This window comes from Methylobacterium bullatum (assembly GCF_014845095.1).
Taxonomy (GTDB): domain Bacteria; phylum Pseudomonadota; class Alphaproteobacteria; order Rhizobiales; family Beijerinckiaceae; genus Methylobacterium; species Methylobacterium bullatum.
The window spans coordinates 53,063-78,455 of the sequence record NZ_NKUG01000051.1 but is presented as its reverse complement, the minus strand read 5'-3'; the positions used below and the strand labels follow the sequence as shown (position 1 = coordinate 78,455).

19 protein-coding genes and 1 tRNA gene are annotated in these 25,393 nt (G+C 65.5%); 12 read left to right on the top strand and 8 right to left on the bottom strand.

Features of this window, described 5'->3' with window-relative positions:
* Window positions 1-179: 179 nt before the first annotated feature.
* From MBTS_RS07870 to MBTS_RS07860, 3 genes are all read left to right on the top strand, one after another.
* Window positions 180-2,327, top strand: coding sequence for a sodium-translocating pyrophosphatase (locus MBTS_RS07870; RefSeq protein WP_147831775.1), 2,148 nt, complete (start codon window positions 180-182; stop codon window positions 2,325-2,327).
* A gap of 224 nt (window positions 2,328-2,551) precedes the next feature.
* Entirely contained in the window at window positions 2,552-3,643 is a 1,092-nt protein-coding gene (locus tag MBTS_RS07865) for an alkene reductase (RefSeq protein ID WP_056148033.1), read from the top strand.
* Window positions 3,644-3,913: 270 nt separating this feature from the next.
* Window positions 3,914-4,597, top strand: a complete 684-nt coding sequence (locus MBTS_RS07860) for an HAD hydrolase-like protein (protein WP_147831777.1) — start codon at window positions 3,914-3,916, stop codon at window positions 4,595-4,597.
* A 1,018-nt stretch (window positions 4,598-5,615) separates the two neighbouring features.
* Here MBTS_RS07860 and MBTS_RS07855 read toward each other — a convergent pair.
* A tRNA-Gln gene (locus MBTS_RS07855) sits at window positions 5,616-5,690 on the bottom strand.
* 89 nt (window positions 5,691-5,779) lie between these two features.
* Between MBTS_RS07855 and MBTS_RS07850 the strand changes: the two genes are divergently transcribed.
* Window positions 5,780-6,532 carry an SDR family oxidoreductase gene (locus MBTS_RS07850; RefSeq protein ID WP_192215361.1) on the top strand — a complete coding sequence of 251 codons (753 nt, stop codon included), beginning with the start codon at window positions 5,780-5,782 and terminating at the stop codon, window positions 6,530-6,532.
* 105 nt (window positions 6,533-6,637) lie between these two features.
* Window positions 6,638-8,272 carry a peptide chain release factor 3 gene (locus tag MBTS_RS07845; protein ID WP_147829411.1) on the top strand — a complete coding sequence of 545 codons (1,635 nt, stop codon included), beginning with the start codon at window positions 6,638-6,640 and terminating at the stop codon, window positions 8,270-8,272.
* An 85-nt stretch (window positions 8,273-8,357) separates the two neighbouring features.
* Here MBTS_RS07845 and MBTS_RS07840 read toward each other — a convergent pair whose 3' ends face one another.
* The 3 genes from MBTS_RS07840 to MBTS_RS07830 all read right to left on the bottom strand — a co-directional run bounded on the left by MBTS_RS07840 (window position 8,358) and on the right by MBTS_RS07830 (window position 11,315).
* On the bottom strand, window positions 8,358-9,335 hold the full coding sequence (locus MBTS_RS07840; RefSeq protein ID WP_147829413.1) for a TIM44-like domain-containing protein: 978 nt from the start codon (window positions 9,333-9,335) through the stop codon (window positions 8,358-8,360).
* Between the two features lie 138 nt (window positions 9,336-9,473).
* Complete coding sequence (locus tag MBTS_RS07835; protein WP_192215360.1) at window positions 9,474-10,586, bottom strand: ATP-binding protein; 1,113 nt, start codon at window positions 10,584-10,586, stop codon at window positions 9,474-9,476.
* 96 nt (window positions 10,587-10,682) lie between these two features.
* A complete protein-coding gene (locus MBTS_RS07830) occupies window positions 10,683-11,315 on the bottom strand; it encodes a S24 family peptidase (RefSeq protein ID WP_147829417.1) in 633 nt (210 codons plus the stop codon).
* A gap of 204 nt (window positions 11,316-11,519) precedes the next feature.
* Between MBTS_RS07830 and MBTS_RS07825 the strand changes: the two genes are divergently transcribed.
* The 4 genes from MBTS_RS07825 (at window position 11,520) to MBTS_RS07810 (ending at window position 15,906) form a co-directional block, all read left to right on the top strand.
* The gene (locus MBTS_RS07825) at window positions 11,520-11,897 is read left to right on the top strand and encodes a DUF952 domain-containing protein (RefSeq protein ID WP_056148052.1); all 378 of its coding nucleotides are present in this window, start codon (window positions 11,520-11,522) and stop codon (window positions 11,895-11,897) included.
* Window positions 11,894-12,982 carry a quinone-dependent dihydroorotate dehydrogenase gene (locus MBTS_RS07820; RefSeq protein ID WP_192215359.1) on the top strand — a complete coding sequence of 363 codons (1,089 nt, stop codon included), beginning with the start codon at window positions 11,894-11,896 and terminating at the stop codon, window positions 12,980-12,982. Before MBTS_RS07825 ends, MBTS_RS07820 begins: the two co-directional genes overlap by 4 nt.
* 321 nt (window positions 12,983-13,303) lie before the next feature.
* Window positions 13,304-15,604 (top strand): FdhF/YdeP family oxidoreductase, encoded by a 2,301-nt coding sequence (locus MBTS_RS07815; RefSeq protein WP_192215358.1) that lies wholly within the window; start codon window positions 13,304-13,306, stop codon window positions 15,602-15,604.
* On the top strand, window positions 15,601-15,906 hold the full coding sequence (locus MBTS_RS07810) for a hypothetical protein (protein ID WP_192215357.1): 306 nt from the start codon (window positions 15,601-15,603) through the stop codon (window positions 15,904-15,906). Before MBTS_RS07815 ends, MBTS_RS07810 begins: the two co-directional genes overlap by 4 nt.
* Window positions 15,907-15,914: 8 nt before the next feature.
* Here the strand turns inward: MBTS_RS07810 and fliP are convergent, their stop codons facing one another.
* On the bottom strand, window positions 15,915-16,679 hold the full coding sequence (fliP, locus tag MBTS_RS07805; protein ID WP_056148808.1) for a flagellar type III secretion system pore protein FliP: 765 nt from the start codon (window positions 16,677-16,679) through the stop codon (window positions 15,915-15,917).
* A gap of 170 nt (window positions 16,680-16,849) precedes the next feature.
* On the opposite strand from fliP, the gene MBTS_RS07800 reads away from it, so the two are divergent.
* The gene (locus tag MBTS_RS07800) at window positions 16,850-18,913 is read left to right on the top strand and encodes a M3 family metallopeptidase (protein WP_192215356.1); all 2,064 of its coding nucleotides are present in this window, start codon (window positions 16,850-16,852) and stop codon (window positions 18,911-18,913) included.
* A gap of 1 nt (window position 18,914) precedes the next feature.
* On the opposite strand, the gene MBTS_RS07795 is transcribed toward MBTS_RS07800, so the two are convergent.
* The 3 genes from MBTS_RS07795 to MBTS_RS07785 all read right to left on the bottom strand — a co-directional run bounded on the left by MBTS_RS07795 (window position 18,915) and on the right by MBTS_RS07785 (window position 24,163).
* Window positions 18,915-20,705: a hypothetical protein gene (locus tag MBTS_RS07795; protein ID WP_192215355.1), complete on the bottom strand. Its 1,791-nt coding sequence runs from the start codon at window positions 20,703-20,705 to the stop codon at window positions 18,915-18,917.
* Window positions 20,706-20,853: 148 nt separating this feature from the next.
* Complete coding sequence (gene flgK / locus MBTS_RS07790) at window positions 20,854-22,731, bottom strand: flagellar hook-associated protein FlgK (RefSeq protein ID WP_192215354.1); 1,878 nt, start codon at window positions 22,729-22,731, stop codon at window positions 20,854-20,856.
* A gap of 37 nt (window positions 22,732-22,768) precedes the next feature.
* Complete coding sequence (locus MBTS_RS07785; RefSeq protein WP_147829426.1) at window positions 22,769-24,163, bottom strand: flagellar hook protein FlgE; 1,395 nt, start codon at window positions 24,161-24,163, stop codon at window positions 22,769-22,771.
* A 245-nt stretch (window positions 24,164-24,408) separates the two neighbouring features.
* Here MBTS_RS07785 and MBTS_RS07780 point away from each other — a divergent pair, with 245 nt between their 5' ends.
* Together MBTS_RS07780 and MBTS_RS07775 are read left to right on the top strand one after the other, a co-directional pair.
* Window positions 24,409-24,876 carry a BLUF domain-containing protein gene (locus MBTS_RS07780; RefSeq protein WP_018044868.1) on the top strand — a complete coding sequence of 156 codons (468 nt, stop codon included), beginning with the start codon at window positions 24,409-24,411 and terminating at the stop codon, window positions 24,874-24,876.
* Window positions 24,877-24,931: 55 nt separating this feature from the next.
* Complete coding sequence (locus MBTS_RS07775) at window positions 24,932-25,384, top strand: response regulator (protein WP_056148076.1); 453 nt, start codon at window positions 24,932-24,934, stop codon at window positions 25,382-25,384.
* Window positions 25,385-25,393 lie beyond the last annotated feature (9 nt).

Genomic DNA, 25,393 nt, shown 5'->3' with positions numbered 1-25,393 from the left:
TTTTTGCAATGCAAAAATATTCGCTGCGAAAATAGCTAGACAGCATTTGCTCTTGTCTCGGAAGTTTGGCACTCAGAGCAGGCATCCCAGGGAGGGAATGCCTAAAACGCATCAAGCGCCTCGTCCCACGGCCAGCCAGCCGAGCTTCGTCATCACGATAACAACGCAAGGACGGTAGAATGACCGCATTGTTGCTTATCATCCTGGGCGGGCTGTGCGCCGTCGCCTACGGTGTCGTCACGATCAACGACGTGATGAAACGCGACGCCGGCACCCAGCGGATGCAGGAGATCGCCGGGGCGATCGCGGAAGGGGCACAGGCCTATCTGCGCCGGCAATACGCCACCATCGGCATCGTCGGCGTGGTCCTGTTCGTGGCGCTCGCCTATTTCCTGGGGCTCAAGGTCGCCATCGGCTTCCTCATCGGCGCCGTACTCTCGGGAGCGGCCGGCTTCATCGGGATGAACGTGTCGGTTCGCGCCAACGTCCGCACGGCACAGGCGGCCTCCACCTCCCTCGGAGCGGGGCTCGACGTCGCGTTCAAGTCCGGCGCCGTCACCGGCATGTTCGTGGCCGGTCTCGCGCTCCTCGGAGTCGCTCTGTACTACACCTTCCTCACCCGCGTTTCGGGCCTCGCGCCGGCCAGCCGCGAAGTCATCGATTCCCTGGTGGCGCTCGGCTTCGGTGCATCCTTGATCTCGATCTTCGCCCGCCTCGGCGGCGGCATCTTCACCAAGGGCGCGGATGTCGGCGGCGATCTCGTCGGCAAGGTCGAGGCTGGGATTCCGGAAGACGATCCGCGCAACCCCGCCACCATCGCCGACAATGTGGGTGACAATGTCGGCGACTGCGCCGGCATGGCGGCTGATCTGTTCGAGACTTACGCGGTGACCGTTGTCGCCACCATGGTGCTCGCGGCGATCTTCTTCGCCGGCCAGACCGATGTCGGCGGCCGCAACGTGCTGGAGGCGATGCTGCTCTATCCGCTGGCCATCGGCTCGGCCTGCATCCTCACCTCCATCGCCGGCACCTATGCCGTGCGGCTCGGGGCCAACCAGTCGATCATGGGAGCGCTCTACAAGGGCCTCGTCACTGCAGGCGCGCTCTCCATCGTCGCCATCGCGCTGGTCAATTTTGCGCTGTTCGGCGGTTTCGCCACCGAGTTCAAGACCAACGCCGGGGTCACCTTCACCTCCGGCGGCCTGTTCGGCTGCGCCGTGATCGGCCTCGTCATCACCGCGCTCATCGTGGTGATCACCGAATACTATACCGGCACCAACTTCCGCCCGGTGAAGTCCATCGCCGACGCCTCCGTCACCGGCCACGGCACCAACGTGATCCAGGGCCTGGCGATCTCGCTGGAATCGACGGCCCTGCCGGCGCTCGTCATCGTGGCGGGCATCATCTCCACCTACTCGCTGGCGGGCCTGTTCGGCATCGCCATCGCCGTTTCCGCCATGCTGGCGCTCGCCGGCTTCATCGTCGCCCTCGACGCGTTCGGCCCCGTCACCGACAATGCCGGCGGTATCGCGGAGATGGCCGGTTTGCCACCGGAAGTCCGCAAGTCCACCGACGCGCTCGATGCCGTCGGCAACACCACCAAGGCCGTCACCAAGGGCTACGCCATCGGCTCGGCCGGTCTCGGTGCCCTGGTCCTGTTTGCCGCCTATACCAGCGACCTGGACTACTTCATCGCCAATGCGAGCCCGACCCAGTACCGCTTCTTCCAGGGCGTCACCGTCGATTTCTCCCTGTCGAACCCCTACGTCGTCGTTGGCCTGCTTCTCGGCGGTCTGATCCCGTTCCTGTTCGGCGGCATGGCGATGACGGCGGTGGGCCGTGCTGCCGGTGCCGTGGTGGAGGAAGTGCGGCGGCAGTTCCGCGAGAAGCCCGGCATCATGGCGGGCACCGACCGTCCGGATTACGGGCGGGCCGTCGATATGCTCACCCGCGCGGCGATCAAGGAAATGATCCTTCCTTCGCTCCTGCCGGTCCTGTCGCCCATCGTGCTGTTCTTCGCGATCCAGGCGATCGCCGGGAAGAACCAGGCCTTCGCCACGGTTGGCGCGTCCCTGCTCGGCGTGATCCTCACCGGCCTCTACGTGGCGATCTCGATGACGTCCGGCGGCGGGGCGTGGGACAATGCGAAGAAGTACATCGAAGACGGTCACCACGGCGGCAAGGGCTCCGACGCTCACAAGGCGGCGGTGACCGGTGACACCGTCGGCGACCCCTACAAGGATACGGCCGGCCCGGCCGTGAATCCCGCGATCAAGATCACCAACATCATCGCTCTGCTTCTGCTGGCGGTGCTCGCGCATCTCTGAAGCTCGGCTCCAATGGACGGTCGCAGAGATGAAGCCTCGGCAGGTGCCGGAAAGGTGATTGCAGGGGCGATGTTGTGGGTACGTTGGCGTGCGGCGGCGCACAGGTGGCGCCGCCCGGCCCAGCCGTCCCCCTGACGGTCTCTCGTCAGCGCCATAACTACGGTCTCAGCGGACGCACCCGAAACGGTCGCGCTCCCTTTGTCGTAGTCTGACGAGAGATCTTCATGCCTTCACTGAACGACCCGATCCGCATCGGCGCGATCGACGCGAAGAACCGCATCTTCATGGCGCCTCTCACCCGTGGCCGTGCCACCAGGGAGCATGTACCGACCCCGATCATGGTCGAGTATTACACCCAGCGCGCCGGCGCGGGCGTGATCCTCACCGAGGCGACGGGCATCAGCCAGGAAGGGCTCGGCTGGCCCTATGCGCCGGGTATCTGGTCGGACGAGCAGGTCGAAGCCTGGAAGCCCGTGGTGAAGGCGGTCCATGAGTCCGGGGGCAGGATCGTCTGCCAGCTCTGGCATATGGGGCGCGTGGTGCATCCGAGCTTCAATGACGGCAAGGCGCCGATCTCGTCCTCCGCCACCACGGCGCCCGATGAGGCCCATACCTACGAGGGCAAGCAGCCTTATGCCGAGGCACGCGCCCTGCCGGTCGACGAGATTCCGCGCCTCCTGGCGGATTACGACCGCGCCGCGCGCAACGCGATCGCCGCCGGATTCGACGGCGTGCAGATCCACGCGGCGAATGGCTATCTCATCGATCAGTTCCTGCGCGACAACACCAATCACCGCGACGACCGCTACGGTGGCTCCATCGAAAATCGCATCCGCCTGCTGACGGAGGTCACGCAGACCGTGGCCGACGCCATCGGGAAGGACCGCACCGGCGTCCGCCTGTCGCCGAACGGCCAGATTCAGGGCGTGGACGATTCGAACCCGGACGCCCTGTTTGGTGCGGCCGCCGCCGCTCTCTCGAAGATCGGCATCGCCTTCCTCGAACTGCGCGAACCCGGTCCGAACGGTACCTTCGGCAAGCCGAACCACCCGCCGGTGGCGCCCGTGATCAGACAGGCTTTCGACGGGCCGCTGATCCTCAATTCGGATTACGATCCCGCCGCCGCCGAGGCCGCCCTCGCCGATGGTAAGGCCGACGCCATCGCCTTCGGCCGGCCCTTCATCGCCAATCCCGATCTCGTCGAGCGGATCGCGACGCATGCTCCGCTGCAGAAGGACGTGCAGGCGACGTGGTATAGCCAGGGACCTGAGGGCTATATCGACTACCCGACGCTCACCGAGTCGCAAGCGGCCTGACTTCCCAAGACCGCTTCGTTTGCGAGACAATCGGCTCGGAGGAGATAACCCATCCTTCGGGCCGATGCCGTTCGTCGGTCCTTCCTCGATGGAGTGGAATGACCGCATGGATCAAGTGACCCATCGCCGGTTTTGGTGTCGAAGCCGTGGCGCGGGCGCATTGGCAATTCCGACTGCCGGTGGGGTGAGGCGGTGCCGGCATGGCGATCGCCGACTTCGTCTGCGGGCGTGGCCAGGGCAATGGCTGCTTTCGCACGAAATGCCTGCGTGATGGGCAAACCCTACGGACTGGTCGTCTTCGATTTCGACGGAACGCTCGCCGATACCTTCCCGTGGTTCTGCAGCGTCATCAACGGTGTCGCCCGTCGCTACCGTTTCCGACACATCGACCCCGCCGAGACGGAGGCGCTTCGCGGCCTATCCGCCCGTGCCCTCATTCGCGAACTCGGCGTGCCTGCATGGAAGCTGCCTTTCATCACCCGGCACATGCACGGCCTCGCGGCCCGCGATATCGAGGCGATCTCGCTGTTTCCCGGCATTCGCGACATGCTTCGCGATCTCGATGAGGCCGGCATCGTCCTCGCGATCGTCAGCTCGAACAGCGAGGCCAATATTCGGCACGTCCTGGGGCCCTGTGCCGCTCGTTTCCGCCACTATGCCTGCGGCGCATCGATGTTCGGCAAGGCCAAACGTCTGACGGCGGTCATGCGAAAGGCCGGAGCGCGCGGAAGCGTCATCTACATCGGCGACGAATTGCGCGACCACGATGCGGCCAAGGCGGCCGGTTGCGATTTCGGAGCCGTATCATGGGGATATACGCGAAGAGATGCTTTGGCTGCCGGGCGGCCGGATGTTCTCTTCGAGCATCCCGGCCATGTCGCGGAGGCGATCTGCTCGACGGAGCTTCGAGGATCTCACCCGGCGGCATCGATATTGTATAGTGGTCCGTCATGAACAGGGAGGTCGGGCTCGATGCAGTGCCCAGGACCGGCGCGACGCGCGAACCTCCGATACCGTCTACGGCAACGGGTATACGCGATGTCAGTTCAGTGCTCCTCCGGCGGCTCGGATGAAAATGGTCGCGGTGCGGCCAGCCACATTGCGGCGCGGCGTCGCTCACCCGGAAAACGGACGGTGGAGAGCCTGATCGGCGGCCTACGGTCAGCCTATCCACTCGACGACCAAGCCACGACCTCGGAGGTTTTCGCCGAAATCATCGGTCGCCTTCGCCGGGGCGATGACCAACCGCAGTAATAGATCCGGCGCCATTGGAACGATAGTTCCGCTCGCCCGCCGGTCCTTCAATCTTCCATCATACGAAGGACACGTTCGCCAAAGAGGCGGATCATGCACAGGACGAGCACCGGAACCAGCGCGATGACTCCAATATTGGGTCCGAGAAGAAACGAAAGACCGACTCCGAGGCCGGCGGTGAAAGCGGCTGGCACCATGGCGAACTCACATATCGTTATCGTTGGCTGGCGAAACATCGCGACGGTATCTGCTTTATAATGCCCAACCAAGCAGAAAAATTCTGATTTTAATATGGATCAATAAGTTCCTTCGCCTCATAGGGTTTATATTGCCACACCCTCAAGGGGGTGAATCATCAGCGCAATGGTAAGTGAATTTTGCTTCATTAGAACATGAGACATTCAATTTTTACTATAACAATTTATTATATTGTAGATTTATAAATATATGGATTAAATTTACATTGCCGATATTCTATTGGAGCATATTTTTATAAATAAATGATCTATTGTTATTGTAATCTACCGTGAAATTGCATCTGTAATGAACTATAAAATTTAATGCGGGAATTTACCAAAGTTGTTTGAGAACAACCTGACTCTTCGATATGTTCGAATTCCAAAAAAATCAGTCAGCGGGGATTGTCGCGTCTGACATTCCGCACACAAGTGACGATAGACAATCTTGTGCGCCCGGCGAGCCGGCCCGTTTGCGTGGATGGCTGGGGCGGGAGGATTCGAACCTCCGAATGGCGGTACCAAAAACCGCTGCCTTACCACTTGGCGACGCCCCATCGACGCAAGGCCGCGCGTTGTCTAGACGCCGCGTCGGCCCGTTGCAACAGCCTGTTCGCTCCGGCCGACCAGGAAATGGAGAGCGCGCATGTCGAAGCGGATCGCGATCGTCACCGGGGCGGGGTCCGGGATCGGCCGGGCTGTGTCGCTCGGGCTCGCGCGAGCCGGGTTCGATCTGGCTCTGGCCGGGCGTCGACGGGGGCCGCTCGATGAGGTCGCGGATGCCGTGCGTGCGATCGGGGTCGAGGCCTTGCCGGTGGAGACCGATGTCGGCGATGCCGCCTCTGTCGAGCATCTCTTCGCAGAGGTGAAGGCCCGGTTCGGTCGCCTCGACCTCCTGTTCAACAATGCCGGCCTGTTCGCCCCGTCCGTGCCGCTGGACGAACTCACCCTGGCGCAATGGCAGGCCGTGGTGAATGCCAACCTCACCGGCGCGTTCCTGTGCACGCAGGGCGCCTTCCGGATGATGAAGGCGCAGAGCCCGCGCGGCGGCCGTATCATCAACAACGGGTCGATCTCGGCCCAGGTGCCGCGTCCGAATTCGGCGCCCTATACGGCCACGAAACACGCGATCACCGGCCTGACCCGATCCACCTCCCTCGACGGACGCGACCACGACATCGCCTGCGGGCAGATCGATATCGGCAATGCCGAGACGGACATGACCAAGCCGATGGCGGCCGGCATCCGCCAGCCGGACGGATCGCTGAAGGTCGAGCCGGTGATGGATGCCCGTCACGTGGCGGATGCGGTGGTCTACATGGCCGGATTGCCCCTCGACGCCAACGTGCAGTTCATGACCGTGATGGCGACGAAGATGCCCTATATCGGGAGGGGTTGAGGCCCCACGCTTTCGCCCGGTCCCCGTTCGCACTACAGACGGGGCACGCACCCGACCTTGTACAGACAAGCCCGCCCCGGCGGACGAGAGAAGCAACCGCCCGCGATGTTGATGCAGACAGAACCCAAGGACGCGACCGGCAAGGATGCCGACAGGGCCAAGGATCCCGTCGCCCGCCGCCGCACCTTCGCGATCATCTCCCACCCGGATGCGGGCAAGACGACGCTCACCGAGAAGCTGCTCCTGTTCGGCGGCGCGATCCAGCTCGCTGGCGAGGTCAAGGCCAAGCGCAACCGCGTCTCGACCCGGTCCGATTGGATGGGCATCGAGAAGGAGCGCGGCATCTCGGTCGTCACCTCCGTGATGACTTTCGAGTACGGCGACTGCGTCTTCAACCTGCTCGACACGCCGGGCCACGAGGACTTCTCGGAGGATACCTACCGCACCCTGACGGCCGTCGATTCGGCGGTCATGGTGATCGACGCCGCCAAGGGCATCGAGGCGCGCACGCGCAAGCTGTTCGAGGTCTGCCGCCTGCGCGACATCCCCATCGTCACCTTCATCAACAAGCTCGACCGTGAGGCGCGCGACCCGTTCGAACTCCTCGACGAGATCGAGAAGACCCTGGCGCTGGATGTGGCGCCGGTCACCTGGCCCATCGGCCGCGGGCGGAGCTTTGCCGGCACCTACGACCTCGGCAACGGCCGCGTGCGTCGGCTGGATGCGGCGGATGACGCCGGCACCGTGGCCGTGTCCGGTGTGGACGATCCGCTCTTCGACCAGTTGCTCACCGAGGAGGGCGAGGTGGCAACGTGGCGCGAGGAGGCGGAGCTCGCCGAATCCGGCCTGAAGCGCTTCGATCTCGAGGCGTTTCGCGAGGGGCATCTCACGCCGGTCTTCTTCGGCTCGGCCCTGCGCAATTTCGGCGTGCGCGACCTCATCGACGGGCTCGCCCGTTTCGCACCGCCCCCGCGCGGGCAGGATTGCGACAAGCGCCTGGTGGAGCCCACCGAGCCGAAGATGACGGGCTTCGTGTTCAAGATCCAGGCGAACATGGATCCCAACCACCGCGACCGCATCGCCTTCATGCGGGTCTGCTCGGGCAGGCTCAGCCGCGGGATGAAGGCGAAGCTCGTGCGCACCGGCAAGCCGATGTCGCTCTCCGCGCCGCAATTCTTCTTCGCGCAGGACCGCGCCATCGCCGACGAGGCCTTTGCCGGCGACGTTGTCGGCATCCCCAACCACGGCACCCTGCGCATCGGCGACACGCTCACCGAGGGCGAGGAGATCGTGTTCCGCGGCGTGCCGAGCTTTGCCCCGGAAATCCTGCGCCGCATCAAGCTCACCGACGCGATGAAGGCCAAGAAGCTGCGGGAAGCCCTTCAGCAGATGGGCGAGGAGGGCGTCGTCCAGGTGTTCCGCCCGCATGACGGCTCGCAGGCCATCGTCGGTGTCGTCGGCGCGCTGCAGCTCGACGTGCTGAAGGAACGGCTCCAGGCCGAGTACGGCCTGCCCATCGATTACGAGCCGACGCGCTTCTCGATCTGCCGCTGGATCGAATCGGATGTGGAAACCGACCTCGATTCCTTCATCGGCTCGCATGGCTCGGCCATGGCGAGCGATCTCGACGGCGCGCCCGTCTTCATGGCGACCACCGCCTTCTCCCTCCGCTACGAGGAGGAGCGCGCGCCGAAGGTACGGTTCACCGACATCAAGGATTACCAGAAGCGCGCCGTCTGAATCTCGGCGGTGCCTGAATGGAAAAGGGCCGCGCGGTTTGCACCGCGCGGCCCTTTCTTGGTTTCAGCCGATGCCGTTGAGGCGTTCAGCGGCCCTGCTGGATCGCCGAGAGGATCCAACGCCCGCCGCGCTCGCGCACGAAGGTCCAGAGCTCCAGGGCCTCCGGCTCGCCGGTCTCGACGGTCTGGTTGGTCCGGAGGTCGACCGTCACGTCGGTGATGGCGTAGCGCATCGCCACGGTGGCGTATTCCATCCGGCCCTCGCTCCAGGCTTCCGACAGGTCGCCCTGCAGCAGCTTCACGTTCGAGATCCGGTTGACGACCCCACGGGATTCGTTGCCGCGGAGTTCTTCGGTGAAGTAGCCCGCCATTTCCGGTGTCGCGAGGTTGCGCAGAGCGGCGACGTCGCCACGTCCATAAGCCGCCTGCACGTCGTTGAGGGCGATCTCGAAGCTCTGGAAATCGCCGGGGCCGATATCGACCTTGCCCACGGTCGGCTGAGGCGCGCCGCGCGGGGTAGCCCCCATCGCCGGCCCAGGACCGGTGGCCGAGCCCGGAGCGGAGCGGTAGTTGCCCGGGGTGGAGTCGCCCTGGAGAGCGGACCGGGACATGCCGGCGGGAGCCGGATTGCCCTGGCGACGGCGGAACCAGCGCACGGCGAAGGCGACGACCATCACGATGAGGCCGACCTGCAGGAGGAGGCCGATCATCGAGGCGATGCCGCCGAGTCCACCGAAGAAGCCGCCGCCGAGGAGCGCGCCGAGCAGGCCCGCACCGAGCAGGCCGGCCATGAAGCCGCCGCCGAAGCGGGGACGCTGCGTGGCGGCGCTGGTCATGCCGGGATTGCCCATGGTCGAGCCGGGCTGCGTCTGCGAACGCTGGATCGGCGCCGCGCCCGGTGCCGTGGCCGTGGAGGAGGGGGCGTTGTACGTCTTCGAGCCGCGCGAGCCCATGCCGCCGCCGCCGCCCGGACGGGCCTCGGCAACGGGCGCTGCGACGGCCAGCACCGCGGCGAGCGCGAAGATGGTCGCGGCGCGGGTGCGACGCGTGGAGGAGATGAACATGAATACGCCTCTGAACGAAGTCTGAGAGAGTCCCGGCGGGAATGCCGGACCTTATATGGTGACGTCCGGCGACAAGTTTTAGTCCGTCTTCGGCGCCGCTTTTGTTCCGTGGACGACGATGGGAAGAGCCGTGACGCCTCAGCCGGCGGCGGGGAAGATCATCCGTACCGTCGTTCCCTCGCCGGGCTTGCTGTCGAGGGAGACGGTGCCGTTCTGGCGCTTCACCAGGCCGTGGACGATGGCGAGCCCGGTGCCGCGCCCGGCCTCGCGCGTGGTGATGAAGGGAGCCAGCGCTCTCGCTGCCATCTCCGGCGACATCCCATGCCCGGTATCCCGCACCGAGATGCCGATGGCGCCGTCTCCCTGCCGGCGGATCGCTGGGTCGCTCGACGGCACCAGGAAGCTCGTGATTTCGACACTGCCGCCGGCCGGCATCGCCTCGCAGGCATTGGCGACGATGTGAGAGAGGGCGAGATCCACCTGGGTCGGGTTGGTGAGGCCGTTGGGTAGATCCGGCGCGGTGTGGACCGTCAGTGTCACTCCGGGCGGAAGCGTCCCGCGCATGCGCGTGCCGAAAGCGGTGATGAGGGCGTTCATGTCGACGGGGCGGACATCCGGCGCGATCCGGCGCGAGAAAGTCAGCAAATGCCGCGTCAGGATCGTCGCCCGCTCCACGGCATCGGTGGACCGGGTCACGGCCCGCTGGATGAAGGGTTCTTCCCGGTCGCCGAGACGCCGCTTCAGCCCATCGATATAGCCGATGAGGATCTGCAGGAAGTTGTTGAACTCGTGGGCGACGCTGTTGGTGAGCAACCCGAGGGCCTCGCGTTGCCGGGACAAAGCGAGCGCCCCTTCCGCGTCCCTGCGCCGGGTCACGTCGACCAGTTGCGCGAGGAGAAGACCGGTATCCGGCAGGGGCACCGCGAAGATCTCGGCCCAGAAGGTCGAGCCGTTTCGGCGCCAGGCCAGTACCTCGATCCCTTCCGGCCGCGTACCCGCCAAGGCCGCGGCGAAAGCGCTTCGGGCGTCCTTATCGGTATTGGCGCCGAGAAGGAGATGGACGTCGCGTCCGGCGAGATCGCCGGTCTCATGGCCGGTGAGCAGCGCGAAGGCTGGATTGGCCGAGACGATCCTCGCCGTCGCCGGGTCGATCAACAGGGCCGGTACGGCGCTGGCCTCGAGGCCCGAGCGAAAATCGATGCGCGAGTCCGGAGGATCGCCTGGTTCGCCGTCCTGATCATGCAACGCCATGCTCTATCCAGGCCTGTCGGAGCGAAACGGGCTCCAGCGTGAGTCGCATCGGGTGCGGGTGCCAGGATCGATCGGCACGGCGGCTCCCGGCGATGGCTATTGCCGCACCCACATCACCCGGGCGATCCAGGCGATCTCGGCCACTTGGACGATGCGTTCGGGGTGGTTCGGGTTGAGAGAGAGCAGCTCGATGGTCCGGGCGGTCTTGCGGCGCAGTTCCTTGGCCAGCACTTCGCCGCTCGCCAGACGCACCACCACGCGGTCGCCCTTGCGGACACTGGCGGTGGGAGAGACGATCAGCACGTCACCGTCGCGATAGAGCGGCTCCATGGAATCGCCCTGCACTTCGAGGGCGAAGGCACGATCCTCGCCGAGATCGGGAAACTCGATCTCCTCCCAGCCCGGGCCGCCCGTTGGCATGCCTTCCTCGGTGAAGAGCCGGCCGGCGCCGGCCTGCGTCATGCCGATCAGCGGCACCATGGCGCGCGGCATGCGTTCCCGTGGCTCGATGAGGCGAAGGAAATCGTCGAGCGTCGCGTTGGTGGCCGCGAGCACCTTCGACACGGATTCGGTGGAGGGCCAGCGCTTGCGCCCATCCGGCCCGATCCGCTTCGAGCGATTGAAGCTCGTGGCGTCGAGGCCCGCACGGCGTGCGAGACCGGAGGCCGAGAAGCCGTGGCGTTCCGCGAGGCGATCGATCGCGGTCCAGATCTGCTCGTGGGACAGCATGGCGAGACTCGATCAGAATGGCTAAGACATCCAGCCTAGCTTTAGGAAAGTAGAACTAAACTACGCCGGAAGCAACGGCACGCCGCCATTATCCAGAAGGTGTAGGAACTCGGAAAGGACGACTTGAGGTAGCGACCGATCGTGGTTGCGACGGATGCCGACCCGTTCTATCGCGTGGACCGTCGAACCGGAAGGCAACGCGCGATGCCCGTGATCTACAAGATTTGCCCGCGCGCCCTCTGGCGCGAGGCGGAGGAAGCGGGGCGGTTCGCGGGTGCGCCCGTCGACGAGGCCGACGGGTTCATCCATTTTTCCACCGCCGACCAGGTGGCTGAAACGGCCGCCCGGCACTTCGCGGGTGTCTCCGATCTCCTCCTCATCGGCATCGAGGCCGAGGCGCTGGGCGAGGCCCTACGCTACGAGCCCTCCCGCGGCGGAGCGCTGTTCCCCCATCTCTACGGCGATCTGCCCCTCGACGCCGTCATATCCGTGACCGAGCTTCCGATCGGGCCGGACGGACGGCATGTGTTTCAAGCTGATCTTATCTCGTCCGCCAGCCCCGCAACCGGAGCATCGGTATGATCGGCGCTCTCTTTCCCCTCGCAAAGCCGATCCTGCACGGTCTCGACGCCGAGACGGCGCACAACCTCACCTTGCGCGGGCTGGGGCTTCTGCCTCCGCGAAAGCCCAGTCCGGATGATTCGGGGCTCGCGGTCACCGTCTTCGGCCGCCGGTTCCCCAATCCGGTCGGCCTGGCGGCGGGGTTCGACAAGGGCGCGCAGGTGCCCGATGCCCTGCTCGGCCTGGGCTTCGGCTTCGTCGAGGTCGGCGGCGTGGTGCCGAAGCCGCAGGGCGGTAATCCGCGCCCGCGCGTGTTCCGCCTGAGCGCCGACGGTGCCGTCATCAACCGCTTCGGTCTCAACAGCGAAGGGCTCGACGTCGTGCGCGGCCGCCTCGCGGCCAGAGGCGGCCGGACCGGTCTGGTGGGCATCAACATCGGGGCCAACAAGGATTCCACCGACAGGATCGCCGATTACGTGGCCTGCACCACGGCGCTGGCGCCCCATGTCGCCTTCGTCACGGTCAACGTCTCTTCGCCGAACACCCCCGGACTGCGCGACCTCCAGGGCGAAGCCTTCCTCGACGATCTGTTGGGACGCGTGGTCGAGGCCCGCGACAAGGCCTCGCCCGAGACCGCGATCCTGCTCAAGATCGCCCCCGACATCTCGCTCGAAGCTCTCGATTCCATCGTCGCCACGGCCTTGCGCCGCAAGGTGCAGGGCCTCGTCGTCTCCAACACCACCATCGCGCGGCCGACCAGTCTCACCGAAGCCTCCCTGGCGACGGAGACCGGGGGCCTGTCCGGCCGCCCGCTTTTCGAACCGGCGACCCGCCTTCTGGCGGAGGCCTACCTGCGTGTCGGCGGTACCATCCCGCTCGTCGGCGTCGGCGGGATCGACTCCGCCGAGGCGGCCTGGACCAAGATCCGTGCCGGAGCGAGCCTGCTGCAGCTCTACTCGGCCCTGGTCTATGCCGGCCCCGGCCTCGTGAGCACGATCAAATCCGGCCTGCTGCGCAAGCTCGGCACGGAGGGTGCGAGCGACCTGTCCGTCATCGTCGGCCGCGATGCCGCGGCTCTGTCCAGGCTCGGCCTCGGCGCGAGGTAGCGAGGGGCGGGCCGAGGGACGTGGCGAGACGTGCTCCTGCGTTGCAATGGACGCCTGGGTGAGGCCGGTTTTCGAAGTGGGCCGGCAGGTCCGATCCCGGCGCCATTCGCATGCGTCTCCTGCGCTGGGATCGGAGGTGAGTTTAGAACTCCGTAAGACTGCTCGGTTTCATGCCATGCCATGTCCACAGGCGCATGACTGGCCCGCGTTTGCCCCTGATTGAGTGACCCTTGTGCGGTGCGATATCGCTGGTGGGATAGACGGTAACCTCGCCCTGCGACGGCACTGTCCCATCCCTTATTTGCCGAACCAGGATCGTTCATGGATCACCCGGTCGCGTCCCCCAAGCGTTCCTCCGCCGCCGGCGGGTGGGGCGCGCTGAAGAGCTGCGGCAAGCACCTGCTGAGCAGTCGCGCCCCGCTCTCCGGGGCCCGCGCCATGCTCAAGGCCAACCAGCCCGACGGGTTCGATTGTCCCGGCTGCGCCTGGGGTGATCCGGCGCACGGCTCGTCGTTCGAGTTCTGCGAGAATGGCGTGAAGGCCGTCTCCTGGGAGGCGACCGACAAGCGCACGCCGCCGAAGTTCTTCGCCAAGCATACCGTCTCGGAGCTGCGTGGCTGGACCGACTACGCCCTCGAAGGCGAGGGCCGCCTGACGCACCCCATGCGCTACGACGCAGGCAGCGACCGCTATCTGCCGGTCAGTTGGGACGACGCCTTCGCCGAGATCGGCGCCACCCTGCGCGGCCTCGACAGCCCGTACCGTGCCGAGTTCTACACCTCCGGTCGCGCCTCCAACGAGGCGGCTTACATCTACCAGCTGTTCGCCCGGCTCTACGGCACCAACAACTTCCCCGACTGCTCCAACATGTGCCACGAGGCCAGCGGCATCGCCCTCCAGGCGGCCATCGGTATCGGCAAGGGCACCGTGCTGCTCGAGGATTTCGAGAAGGCGGACGCGATCTTCGTGGTTGGCCAGAACCCCGGCACCAACCATCCCCGCATGCTCGGCGACCTGCGCAAGGCTGCCACCCGCGGCGCCCGCGTTGTCGTGTTCAACCCCGTGCGCGAGCGCGGGCTCGAACGCTTCGCCGACCCGCAGAACACGGTGGAGATGCTGCGCGGTGCCAGCGCCCCGGTGGCGAGCCACTATTACCAGCCCCGTCCGGGCGGCGACATGGCGGCGTTCCGCGGCATCGCCAAGGCGGTCTTCGCGGCGGACGACGCGGCTCGCGCCGCCGGCCGTCCATCCGTCCTGGATCGCGCCTTCCTCAGCCACCATGCCGAGGGCCACGAGGTCTATCGCGCCGTCGTGGAGGCGACGAGCTGGGAGGCGATCGAGGACCAGTCCGGCCTGTCCCGCGCCGATATCGAGGTGGCTGCCGACGTCTATCTCGGCGCCGACAAGGTGATCTGCACCTGGGCCATGGGCGTCACCCAGCACAAGCACTCGGTGGCCACCATCCGCGAGATGACGAACGTCATGCTCCTGCGCGGCAATATCGGCCGTCCCGGTGCCGGCCTCTGCCCAGTGCGCGGCCATTCCAACGTGCAGGGCGACCGTACGGTGGGCATCAACGAGAAGCCGCCCGCCGCGCTGCTCGACGCCCTCGAGCGCGAGATCGGCTTCGTCGCCCCGCGCAAGCACGGTCACAACGTCATCGGCGCCATCGGCGCCATGCTCGACGGTTCGTCGAAGGCCTTCATCGGGCTCGGCGGCAACTTCGCCCGCGCAACGCCCGATACCGCGCTGGTGGCCAAGGCGCTCGCCTCCTGCGAACTCACCGTCCACATCGCCACGAAGCTCAATCACTCGCATCTCGTGCCCGGCCGCGTCGCCTACCTGCTGCCCTGTATCGGCCGCACCGAGATCGACCGGAATTCGAAGGGCAAGATCCAGATCGTCACGGTCGAGGATTCCATGAGCATGGTCCACGGCTCGGGCGGCATCAACAAGCCCGCCTCTCCGGAGTTGCGCTCCGAGATCGCCATCATCGCCGGCATGGCGGCGGCCACCGTCGGCTCGGACAAGGTCGATTGGGCAGCCCTCGCCGACGATTACGACGGCATCCGTGCGCTGATCGAGCGGACCATTCCGGGGTTCGCCGGCTACAACGCCCGCGTCCGCCGTCCGCGCGGCTTCATGCTGCGCAACCTCGCCGCCGAGCGCAACTTCGAGACGGTGAACGGAAAAGCGAACTTCTCCGCCGATGCCCTGCCGGAGGCGACCGAGCATCAGCAGGCGAGGGCGATGGGCGACACCTTCGTGCTCCAGACCTTCCGCAGCCACGATCAGTACAACACCACCGTCTACGGTCTCGACGACCGCTATCGCGGGGTCTACGGCGAGCGTCAGGTGTTGTTCGCCCATCCCGACGACCTGGCCGAGATCCGTGCCGTCGCCGGCGACCGGGTGGACATCGTCGGCACCCACGACGACGGCGTGGTGCGGGTGGCCGAGGGCTTCCGCCTCGTGCCCTTCGACATGCCGCGCGGCAGTCTCGCCGGCTACTACCCGGAGCTCAACGTCCTCGTTCCCCTGTCGTCCTTCGGCAAGGAGAGCGACACGCCGACCTCGAAATCGGTGATGGTCTCGATCCGTCGCCCGGCGCAAGCCGCGTGAGCGAGCCGCCCGCCGACGCCGAGACCTTCCTCGCCGTCACCGATTCCATCGCCGATCTCCAGCCCGACCTCTCCACCCTGGAGGCCGGGCTGCTGGCGGGGCTGCACCTGAAGCTCGCCGCCGACAGCCGCAGCTTCGCGCGGGTGTTCGGCGTCGAGCATGCCCTCGTCCTGCGTGCGGTGGAGACGCTGTCGGGAAAAGCCGAACTCCTGGCGATCACCGAGCGAAACCAGCGCACCCAGCGGACCCGCTACGAGGCGACGCCGGCGGGGCTCGCCATCCTGGACCACCTGCACGGCTGATCCCGCATTCAGCTTCCGTAGCTCTGGATCAGCGAGCCCGCGACCAGGGTCCAGCCGTCCACCAGCACGAAGAAGATCAGCTTGAACGGCAGGGCCACCGTCGCCGGCGGCACCATCATCATGCCCACCGCCATCAGGATCGAGGCGACGACGAGGTCGATGATGAGGAAGGGGATGAAGAGGAGGAAGCCGATCTCGAAGGCCCGCCTGAGTTCCGAGATCATGAAGGCCGGCGTGACGATCTCGAGGCCGATGGCTTCCGGCCCGGCAGGGGCGGGGGCCTTCGCCATGTCGAGAAACAGCTTTAGGTCCTTCTCGCGCACGTTGCGCAGCATGAAGGTCTTGAACGGGGCCGAGGCCCGCTCGAACGCCACGCTCTGCGTGATCTGCCCGGCGATCAGCGGTTCGATGCCGGTCCGGTAAGCCTCCCGCGCCGTGGGCGCCATGACGAAGGCAGTGAGGAACAGGGCGAGGCTGGTGATCACGGCGTTCGGCGGTGCGCTTTGCGTGCCGAGGGCCGAGCGCAGGATCGAGAGGACCACCACGATCCGCGTGAACGAGGTCGCCATCACCAGCACGGACGGCGCCAGCGCGAGGACGGTGATGAGGGCGACGAGCTGGAGCGCCCGCTCCGTCACCCCGCCCTGGCCGAGATCGACCGAGAGACTCTGAGCCATGGCCGCACCGATGCCGGCGGCCAGGAAACCGCTCGCCGCCAGGACGAGGCGGGCGGTGCGGATCGGGACGGTGACGGATCGGAGGGAGGGTGTCATGGCGGCGGCAACCTGCGTCGAGCCGTGCGCGGGCGCAAGCGATGATGTCCCGCAGATGCCGTCCACAGGCGCACGCATGTCACCGCAAAACCACGCGGGGGCTTTGCGCTCGTTCCCTCCGATGGCTACGTTCCGGCCGAGCCAGCGGCGCACGACTTCGAAGGACGACCATGACGAGCACCACCATCCGGGACATCGGACCGTTCGCTGAGCCTGTATGGGACACGCCGTTCGGCCTGCCGCCCTTCGACAGGATCCGGCCGGAGCATTTCCTGCCCGCCTTCGAGACGGCGCTCGACACGCACGATGCCGAGATCGCGGCCATCGCCGAGGCGTCGGAGCCCGCGACCTTCGCCAACACGGTGGAGGCGATGGAGCGGGCGGGCCTCGATCTCGACCGCGTCGCCTCCGTCTTCTTCAACCTGAGCGGCAGCAACACCAGCCCGGACCTCCAGGCCGTCGAGCGGGCGATCACGCCGCGTCTCGCCCGCCACGGCAGCGCCATCTACCTCAATCCCCGGCTCTGGGCGCGCATCGCCGCCGTCGACGCGGACGCGGAGACGCTCGGCTCGGAAGAGCGGCGCGTCCTCGACCGCTACCGCACACGCTTTCGCCGCGCCGGTGCCGATCTCGCTCCCGAGGCGAAGACGCGGATGGCCGAGATCGCCGGGCGGATGGCCGAGCTCGGGACGACGTTCAGCCAGAACCTGCTGGCCGATGAGAGCGCCTTCATCCTCCCCCTCGAGGGTGAGGCGGACCTCGCCGGCCTGCCCGAATTCCTGAGGGCGGCCGCCGCCAGCGCGGCCAAGGACCGGGGCGGCGAGCACGGTCACGTCATCACCCTGTCGCGCTCGCTGATCGAGCCGTTCCTGGTCTTCTCCACCCGGCGTGACCTGCGGGAGAAGGCCTACGAGGCCTGGACCCGCCGTGGCGAGAGCGGGGGCGCCACGGACAACAAGGGGATCATCGCCGAGATCGTCGCCCTCCGCGCCGAGCGGGCACGGCTTCTGGGCTTCGACAGCTTCGCTCATTTCAAGCTCTCCGACACCATGGCCGGCTCGCCGGACGCGGCGATGGAACTCCTGCGCAACGTCTGGACACCGGCCCATGCCCGTGCGGGCGCGGAACGCGACCGGCTCCAGGCGCTGGCGACGTCGGAAGGGGCCGACTTCGCCATCCGCGCCCACGATTGGCGCCACTATGCGGAGAAGCTCCGGCGGTCCGAGCACGATCTCGACGAGGGCGAGATCAAGCCCTACCTGCCCCTCGACGGCGTCATCGCGGCCTCCTTCGACACGGCCTCGCGCCTGTTCCACCTGCGCTTCGAGGAACTCACCGACTTCCCCCGCTACCATCCCGACGTGCGGGCCTGGACGGTGCGCAATTCCGACGGATCGGAGGTCGGGATCTTCCTCGGCGATTACTTCGCCCGGTCGTCGAAGCGCAGCGGCGCCTGGATGAGTGCCTTCCGCTCACAGGAGCGGCTCAACGGCCCGATCACGCCGATCATCGTCAACGTGATGAACTTCGCCAAGGCGCCGGCGGGCGAGACGCCGCTTCTGTCCTTCGACGACGCGCGCACCCTGTTTCACGAGTTCGGCCATGCCCTGCACGGCCTCCTCTCCGACGTGACCTACCCGCTTCTCGCGGGCACGGCGGTGGCGGGCGATTTCGTCGAACTGCCCTCGCAGCTCTACGAGCACTGGCTCGAACAGCCGGAAGTGCTCCGCGCCCATGCACGCCACTACCGCACCGGCGAGCCGATGCCGGAAGACCTGCTCAAGCGCATGCTCGCGGCGCGGGCCTTCAACCAGGGCTTCGCCACCATCGAGTACACCGCCTCGGCGATCGTCGACATGACGCTGCATCTGTCGAGCGGCGGCGAGGACGGGCTCGACGTCCTGGCCTTCGAGGCCGACGCCCTGCAGCGCATCGGCATGCCGGCGGAGATCTCCATGCGGCACCGCTCGCCGCATTTCGCGCATATCTTCTCCGGCGATAGCTATGCGGCCGGCTATTACAGCTACCTCTGGTCCGAGGTGCTGGATGCCGATGCGTTCGACGCGTTCCGCGAGGCCGGCGACATCTTCCACCCCGAGACGGCGGCGCGCCTGCGCAAGTTCGTCTACGGGGCCGGAAACCTGCGCGACCCCGGCGAGGCCTACACCGCCTTCCGCGGCCGCCTGCCGAGCATCGATCCGCTGCTGCGCCAGCGCGGCCTGGCGGCGGCCTGATTCAGGAGAGGTAGTTCGTCAGCGTCAGCTTCGAGAGCATCGAGGTCACCTGGTAGCTCGCCTGAAGCTGGTTCTGGAGCGCCAGGAGCTTCGCTGTCACTTCCTCGAGGGAGACCGTATCGACGCCGTCGAGACTGTCCTGAAGGGTGGCCCTGGCGGCGCGGTTGTCGGCCTTCGTCTCCGTCATGGTCTTGGCCGCGAGGCCGAGATCGCTGGCCATGGCCTGTAATCCCTCGCGCCCGTTGGTGGAGGTGAGAACCGAGCGTGAGCGTTCCGCGACGGCGAGGTAGCGTGCCGCCTCCGACGTTCCGGTCTGCGTGGTGGTGAAACTCTGCACCGCGACCTGCGCGATCCCGGCGAGGACCGCGCGGATCGGCGCCTCGTTGGCCTGGGCTCCGATGCCGATCTTTCGGTCCGAGCCGATCTGCACCGATGCCGTCGCCCGTGGATCGGTGGAGGTATCGTCGCCGGTGTACCAGATGACGGTCGTGGCGCTGGCTCCTTCCGCGTAGCCGTTCCCGTCCGCCGATACGCGGCGCGGCGCAAGACCCTCGGTCTTCGACCCGGCGAAGAAATCCTGGGTGGCGCGCGACGCCGAACTCGCCGAGAGGGTCGTCCCCGCCGTCTCCTTCAGCGCGTTCGACAGGGCGGTTGAGATGTTGGCGGCGACGTCACCGGTCAGCGAGAACTCGGTGGTGGACTTCGCATCCGCATTCGCCTTCGCGGTCAGCGTGATCGTCTGCGTGGTGCCGTCACGAAGCGCGAGCTTGAAGGTCAGCGTGTCCCCCGCCGCCGGAGGGGTCTTCACATTGAGCTCTACCGAAGCCGGCGTGCCGGCGCCGAAATTCGCGGCGAGCCCGAGGGAGGCCTTGCCCTGGATGCTGGCAACGGGCTGGTTTTCGAATCTCTTCGTGAGGGCGGCGGCGGTGTCGGCGGCCGTACCGAGCGGGATCGTGTTGGTGGAATCCGCCGGAGGATTGGCGGTGACGATCAGGTCGGTGAAACTCTGGGTTCCGTCGGGCTGGTTGATCGCCACGCGGATGCGGTCGCCTTCCGCCGGCGCGTTGGCCACGGAGAAGGTGACGTCCGGGTTCGTGCGCGCCGTCATCGGCCCCGTCGTGATGGCCGCCGGGTTCGAACTCGCCGCAGAGACGAGGCTGAAGCCGAAATTCGCACGCGCCTCCGTGCCTCCGGCTCCGGCACCCTCTTCGCTGACCGTCACGGTGGAGCCCGACACGCTCGTGGCGATGCGGCCATTGCCGTTCGGGCCGAGATCGGCGGCGATCTGTTCGCTCACCACGGTCTTGAGGCCGTCGAGGTTGCGGCTGGGCACGCCGTTGAGGATCGCATCCGACGAGGCGACGGGTGGGGCGTCAGAATCGCGACCGCCGAAGATGTAATTGCCGGCGACGTCCTGGTTCAAGGCGTCCACGGCGGCGTCCAGGCTGTTCCTGGCTACCTGCACGGCGTTCGAACCGGACGCGATCGACCCGCTATTCAACGAACCCTGGACGATGCCGCTGAGGTTGGAGAGCTGTGTCACCGCCGAACTGGCGACCGTCACCCGCGTGGTGTTCGCGTTGATCGCGGCATCGTAGCCATCGAGCGCGCTGAGCGAGGCGTGGGCAGAGAGGCTGGTGGTTCGCGCAGAGCCGATGCCGCCATACGTCTCCGCATTGCGTCCGGTGCTGAGCTGGGTCGTCAACGCATCGAGGCGCGCCTTCTGGCTGACCAGATTCGCTGTGTTGCGATCCTGAAAATAGGTGCCTGCCGTGAAGGCGCTGATCGTCATCGTGACCTCGGCGAAAGGGTCTTCACGGGTATGACCGTTGGAAGACGCCGGACAAGTGACCCGAACCGTGGAGCCCACGTTTCGGAAGAACGAAATGCGGAAAGAAGACCTGGAGCAACCTCACGGACAGGAAGTCCGTGAGGAATCTCTAGATCCGGAGAAGCGTGTCCAGCATGTCGCGCGCGGCTGTGAGGACGCGGGCATTGGCGGTATAAGCCGTCTGCAACCCGACGAGCTTCGACATCTCCTCGTCGATCTTGACGCCGGATGTGCCCGCGAACCGACTCTGCGCCGTCGCCAGAGCGATGCTCTGCCCTTCGTCGAGAAACTGTGCGGTCGCGGTGGCGGCGCCCTGGGCGTCGATGATCTTCTGGGTGAAGTCCTGAACCGAGGTCGTGAAGGGGGCGCTGATGCCGCCGATTCCGCTCGCCGCCGAGAAGGTCCGGTTGGCGGTCGTGAGGGCGTTGTGGAGGTATTGCGGCCGCGATACGTCGTTGGCGGGAGTGGATGACGACATCTTCACCAGCGATTCGGTCTTCGCCGCCACCGCCGGGTTCACGGCGATGCGTTGAGCAAAGCCCGTCAGCTGCGAGCCGCCATCGAACGAGCCGGTGAAGAGACGGGCCTGGCCGCCGCCATCGACGAAGAGCGGGATCTGCGGCTTGCCGTTCGTCACGTCGTCGGCCGTTTTCGACTGGGTGACGCTCGCACTGATCCCTTGGATCGTCGTGGTCCCGTTCGCCGGGGTCAGGATTCTGACCGCGCCTTCTTTGCCGACAGTGCCGTTGGACGTCACGGTGAATGACGAGCCGAGGGCAGCGGCGATCGAGGCGCCGAGCTTGGCCGGGTCGCTCTCCAGCGTGAACGGCACGATGGTCGCCAGCGGGTCGGCGACATCGGTCCGGTTCACGGCGGCCGGCGGATTCAGTTTGGACGGAACCAGGATCAGGTTGCGCTGGGCGCCCTTGTCATCCTTGAGGCTGATCGTGATGGCGTTGCCGGCGCTGAGGCCGGTCAGGTCGATGTCAAAACCCGCTCCGGTCGTCGTGGAGGCGGGCGTGCCCACCGCCGACGTATCGGACAGCGACCGCGACAGGCCCGCCGCGAGATCGTCGAGCTGGCGCTGGGCCTGGGGCAGAACCGTGTCGCGCAGCTCGATTCCGGCGGCCAGCGAGCCCGAGCGGATCGCGTTCGAGGCCACCAGATCGATCGTTCCGCCGCCCGGCGTGGTCGCCGTGATGGTTCCGACGCCGCGCTGGGCCGGGTCCGCGGAGTAGCTGTCCTCTGGACCGAGCGTGCCGCGGCCGTCGAAGCTCAAACTCGCCGCGCTGGCCCGGTCCACCAGGGTCATGCCGGAATTGGTCATGACCGTGACGGTCCCGTCGCGCTGCACCGAGGCCTGCACGTCGAGATAGCCGGAGAGGGAATTGAGGGCCTGGTCGCGCTGGTCGAGCAGGGCGACCTTGGACCCATCGTCGCTGGTGGCCGCGATCTTGACGTTGAGTTGGGCGATGGACGAGAGCAGGCCGCTCGCCGCCGACGTATCGTTGGAGAGCTGGCTCTCGGTCGCGGTGCGCAGGGATTGGACCCCCTCTGCGATGCTTCCGATCTTCGTCGCGAGGTTCGATGCCGCCGCGACCACGGCGGAGCGGGCGGGCGCGGAGTCCGGGGCAGCGCCGAGGGTCTGGAGCGCCAGGGTAAAGCTGTTCATCACCCCGTCGAGGGCGCTCGTCGTGCCGGGCGTGCCGTAGAGCTTGTCGAGCTGGGTCCGGACGTCCGCCATCATGCCCGTATAGGACGCGCCGGACGTCTCCAGCCGCAGCTGCTTCAACGAATTCTCGTCGAAGACCCGGTCGATCGTGCCGAGGGCAACGCCGGAATTGCCGGGCCCCTGGGCGACAGTGTCGAGCGAGCGCTTGACATAGCCGGTGGTGCCGACATTCGCGATGTTCTGCGAGACGATGCCGATGGCGGCCTGAGTGGTCTTCAGGCCGGCCATGGCCGTGTTCAGGGCTGATAACGACACGCTTGCCCTCCCTTTACGTCACCGGAAACCTCGGAACTCAGCGGATGATATTGATCAACGAGGACATCATGTCCTGCGCGGTCGAAATGACCTTCGTGTTCGCAGAATAGGCCTGTTGGGTTACGATCATCTTAGAAAATTCGCTCGCAATGTCCGTATTCGACTGCTCGATATTCTGGCCTTCGATCGTCGTGCCATTGAGGCCAACCAGGGGATTCCCTGAATCGAGCGTCTGCCGATAATTTCCTGATGAGTCTGCCTTCAACCCGTCGGGGTTTGTGAACTGCACAACCTTGACTTTAGCAATAGTAACAGAATTTCCGTTGCTGTAGTTAGCAACGACATCTCCATCTTCGCTGATATAGCTGTCTTTGTATGAGCCTGATGTAAATCCGTCCTGATTAAGCTTCGATGTTACAACTTCCCCTTTTCCGAAAGCCGTTAATCCCTGGCCATAATTGATGGTGATCGGTCCGAGAGCCACACCGTCGATCGTCGGCGCGGCGAGCGTGATGGATCCCCCATCTGGCTTCAGGAGCGTGCCGCCCGCGTCGAATTCGAAGGCTGTTCCCGCGTTCTTCCATGAAGAGTCCGCACCGCTCACCGTAGTGTCGTTGGCGTAGAATAAATTCCATACGGCATTCTTTGCGGGAACTGCAGTTGTAGTGCCATCATCGTTCGTAATCGTTGTGGCTGCAGCTGCGTCTTGAATTTTTGTCCATACTGTTTTCAGGTCTACAGGTGCTCCAATGGCGGAGTATGTCGTCAGCATTGGACCTGCCATACTGCCGTCCATGAGTTTTTTTGCCTCAACTCCCGAGGCAACGGTTCCGCCTCCCACTCCCGTCAGTACGATCGGATTAGGGTTGCCAGCAAGGCCCGTTCCAACCAGATCTTTAGAGGGGGCTTGTGGAAGCTCCGCCGCATAGTTGATCGCGCTCGTTGCCTTACCGGGGATAGGCAATTTCGAGATCTGGATCGGACCTTGGCTTGTGGCGTTGCCCGTGATGGGGTTCAGATTGGTCCCGGTGAGGTAGGCGCCGCCACCGTTGCGGAGATAGCCTTCGTCGTCCGGCTTGAAGTCGCCTCGGCGTGTGTAAAGATTTTCCGGCGAGAACGAGGTCTGGCCGTTGACGTCACTGGTCTTCGTCTGCACGGCGAAGAAGCCCGGTCCATTCAAGGCAATGTTGGTCGGTGTCTCGGTCGCGATGATGTTGCCCTGGATCGAGTTGGTCAGGACGGAATTCGCCCTGACGCTGCCAGAGACCTGACGGCTGGGTGCCTGCTCGGCGACGAGGTCGACGAAGCTGGTATCGACCCGCTTGAAGCCCGTGGTCTGCGAGTTGGCGATGTTGCCGGAGATGTTCTCGAGGGAGAAGCCCTGGGCCTTCATGCCCGAGACCGCCGTCTGCAACGCGGAAAACACATCCATGACCGGCAACCTTTGTTGAAAATAATGTGGACCGAGATCGGTTCATGCCATCATCCGCAAGCGGGATGCCAAATCTAACTCATTGAAAATACAAGATTAGTTCTTTAGATGGCCGGCAAGAACCGACATTTGCCTGGAATGCCCCGGCAGCTTTTGCCGGTTTCGTGATAGAGTGCCGGCGTCGTTTACCCAGCGTTATGCCCAGGTCGGTTATCGTCGGGCCGTTGGCGCAACGGAGAGGGATCATGAAGAGCAAGCGGACGACCCTCGTCCATCTCATCTATTTCTCGCGCCTCAATCTCGCCGCCGATGCGGCGGGCCGGACTCGCCAGCTCGGCGAGATCACGCGGCAGGCGCAGAAGAAGAACGAATTCTCCGTCATCACGAGCTTCCTGCTGGTGGAGCAGAATTTCGCCGCCCAGATCATCGAAGGCGAGCGCACCTCCGTGAACGACACCTTCGGACGGATCAGCAACGATACCCGGCATCGCGACGTGCAGATCGTCGAGTGGCGCGAGATCGTGAAGCGGGAATTCGTCAATTCGTTCGTGACCGTCATCCGCAACCCGGCGAACGACGCGATCTTCCAGAAGGCCGGCCTGCTGCCGATGTTTCAGCGCGGCACTCCGAAAGGCGGGGTGATCCATTCTCTCGCCGTTGCCCTGCAGGCCGAATCGCTGGCCAAACAGGGCATCGACCATCTCTTCGTCTGATGCTGCGTCCCAGCCTTCCTGATGTCGGATATCCGACTTTGAGCTTCGAAAGCCCATGAGTGAGACCCCACCGATCCTGATCGTCGACGATCAGGAGAAACTGCTGAAGCTGGTCATCCTGCTGATGACGCGGATCGGTTTCCCCGATGTCGACGGCGTGACCAGCGGTCCCGAAGCGCTGGAGCGTTTGCGCGAGCGCAAATACGCCCTTGTGATCTCGGACCTGATGATGGAGCCGATGGACGGGCTGACGCTCCTGCGCGAGATCCGCGGCGACGACGCGCTCATGAACACGCCCTTCATCCTCACCGAGGCGTCGTTCGATTTCGAGGACATCAACCTCGCGCACCAGGCCGGCGCCGATGCCTTCATCCTGAAGCCGTTCGACATGTCCGTGCTGAAATCGAAGCTGAAACAGGTGATCAACCGCAAGCCGCGCCGGCGCGAGGCGCCGCTGGCCGCCGAATCGGCCTTGAACGTCGATTTCCCGATGCTCGGCAAGTTCTGAACGATTACG

Bases quoted from the DNA above. Each gene is read 5' to 3' on its own strand.
- MBTS_RS07870 (WP_147831775.1), top strand. From the start codon at position 180: ATGACCGCATTGTTGCTTATCATCCTGGGCGGGCTGTGCGCCGTCGCC.
- MBTS_RS07865 (WP_056148033.1), top strand. From the start codon at position 2,552: ATGCCTTCACTGAACGACCCGATCCGCATCGGCGCGATCGACGCGAAG.
- MBTS_RS07860 (WP_147831777.1), top strand. From the start codon at position 3,914: ATGGGCAAACCCTACGGACTGGTCGTCTTCGATTTCGACGGAACGCTC.
- MBTS_RS07850 (WP_192215361.1), top strand. From the start codon at position 5,780: ATGTCGAAGCGGATCGCGATCGTCACCGGGGCGGGGTCCGGGATCGGC.
- MBTS_RS07845 (WP_147829411.1), top strand. From the start codon at position 6,638: ATGTTGATGCAGACAGAACCCAAGGACGCGACCGGCAAGGATGCCGAC.
- MBTS_RS07840 (WP_147829413.1), bottom strand. From the start codon at position 9,335: ATGTTCATCTCCTCCACGCGTCGCACCCGCGCCGCGACCATCTTCGCG.
- MBTS_RS07835 (WP_192215360.1), bottom strand. From the start codon at position 10,586: ATGGCGTTGCATGATCAGGACGGCGAACCAGGCGATCCTCCGGACTCG.
- MBTS_RS07830 (WP_147829417.1), bottom strand. From the start codon at position 11,315: ATGCTGTCCCACGAGCAGATCTGGACCGCGATCGATCGCCTCGCGGAA.
- MBTS_RS07825 (WP_056148052.1), top strand. From the start codon at position 11,520: ATGCCCGTGATCTACAAGATTTGCCCGCGCGCCCTCTGGCGCGAGGCG.
- MBTS_RS07820 (WP_192215359.1), top strand. From the start codon at position 11,894: ATGATCGGCGCTCTCTTTCCCCTCGCAAAGCCGATCCTGCACGGTCTC.
- MBTS_RS07815 (WP_192215358.1), top strand. From the start codon at position 13,304: ATGGATCACCCGGTCGCGTCCCCCAAGCGTTCCTCCGCCGCCGGCGGG.
- fliP (WP_056148808.1), bottom strand. From the start codon at position 16,679: ATGACACCCTCCCTCCGATCCGTCACCGTCCCGATCCGCACCGCCCGC.
- MBTS_RS07800 (WP_192215356.1), top strand. From the start codon at position 16,850: ATGACGAGCACCACCATCCGGGACATCGGACCGTTCGCTGAGCCTGTA.
- MBTS_RS07795 (WP_192215355.1), bottom strand. From the start codon at position 20,705: ATGACGATCAGCGCCTTCACGGCAGGCACCTATTTTCAGGATCGCAAC.
- MBTS_RS07785 (WP_147829426.1), bottom strand. From the start codon at position 24,163: ATGGATGTGTTTTCCGCGTTGCAGACGGCGGTCTCGGGCATGAAGGCC.
- MBTS_RS07780 (WP_018044868.1), top strand. From the start codon at position 24,409: ATGAAGAGCAAGCGGACGACCCTCGTCCATCTCATCTATTTCTCGCGC.
- MBTS_RS07775 (WP_056148076.1), top strand. From the start codon at position 24,932: ATGAGTGAGACCCCACCGATCCTGATCGTCGACGATCAGGAGAAACTG.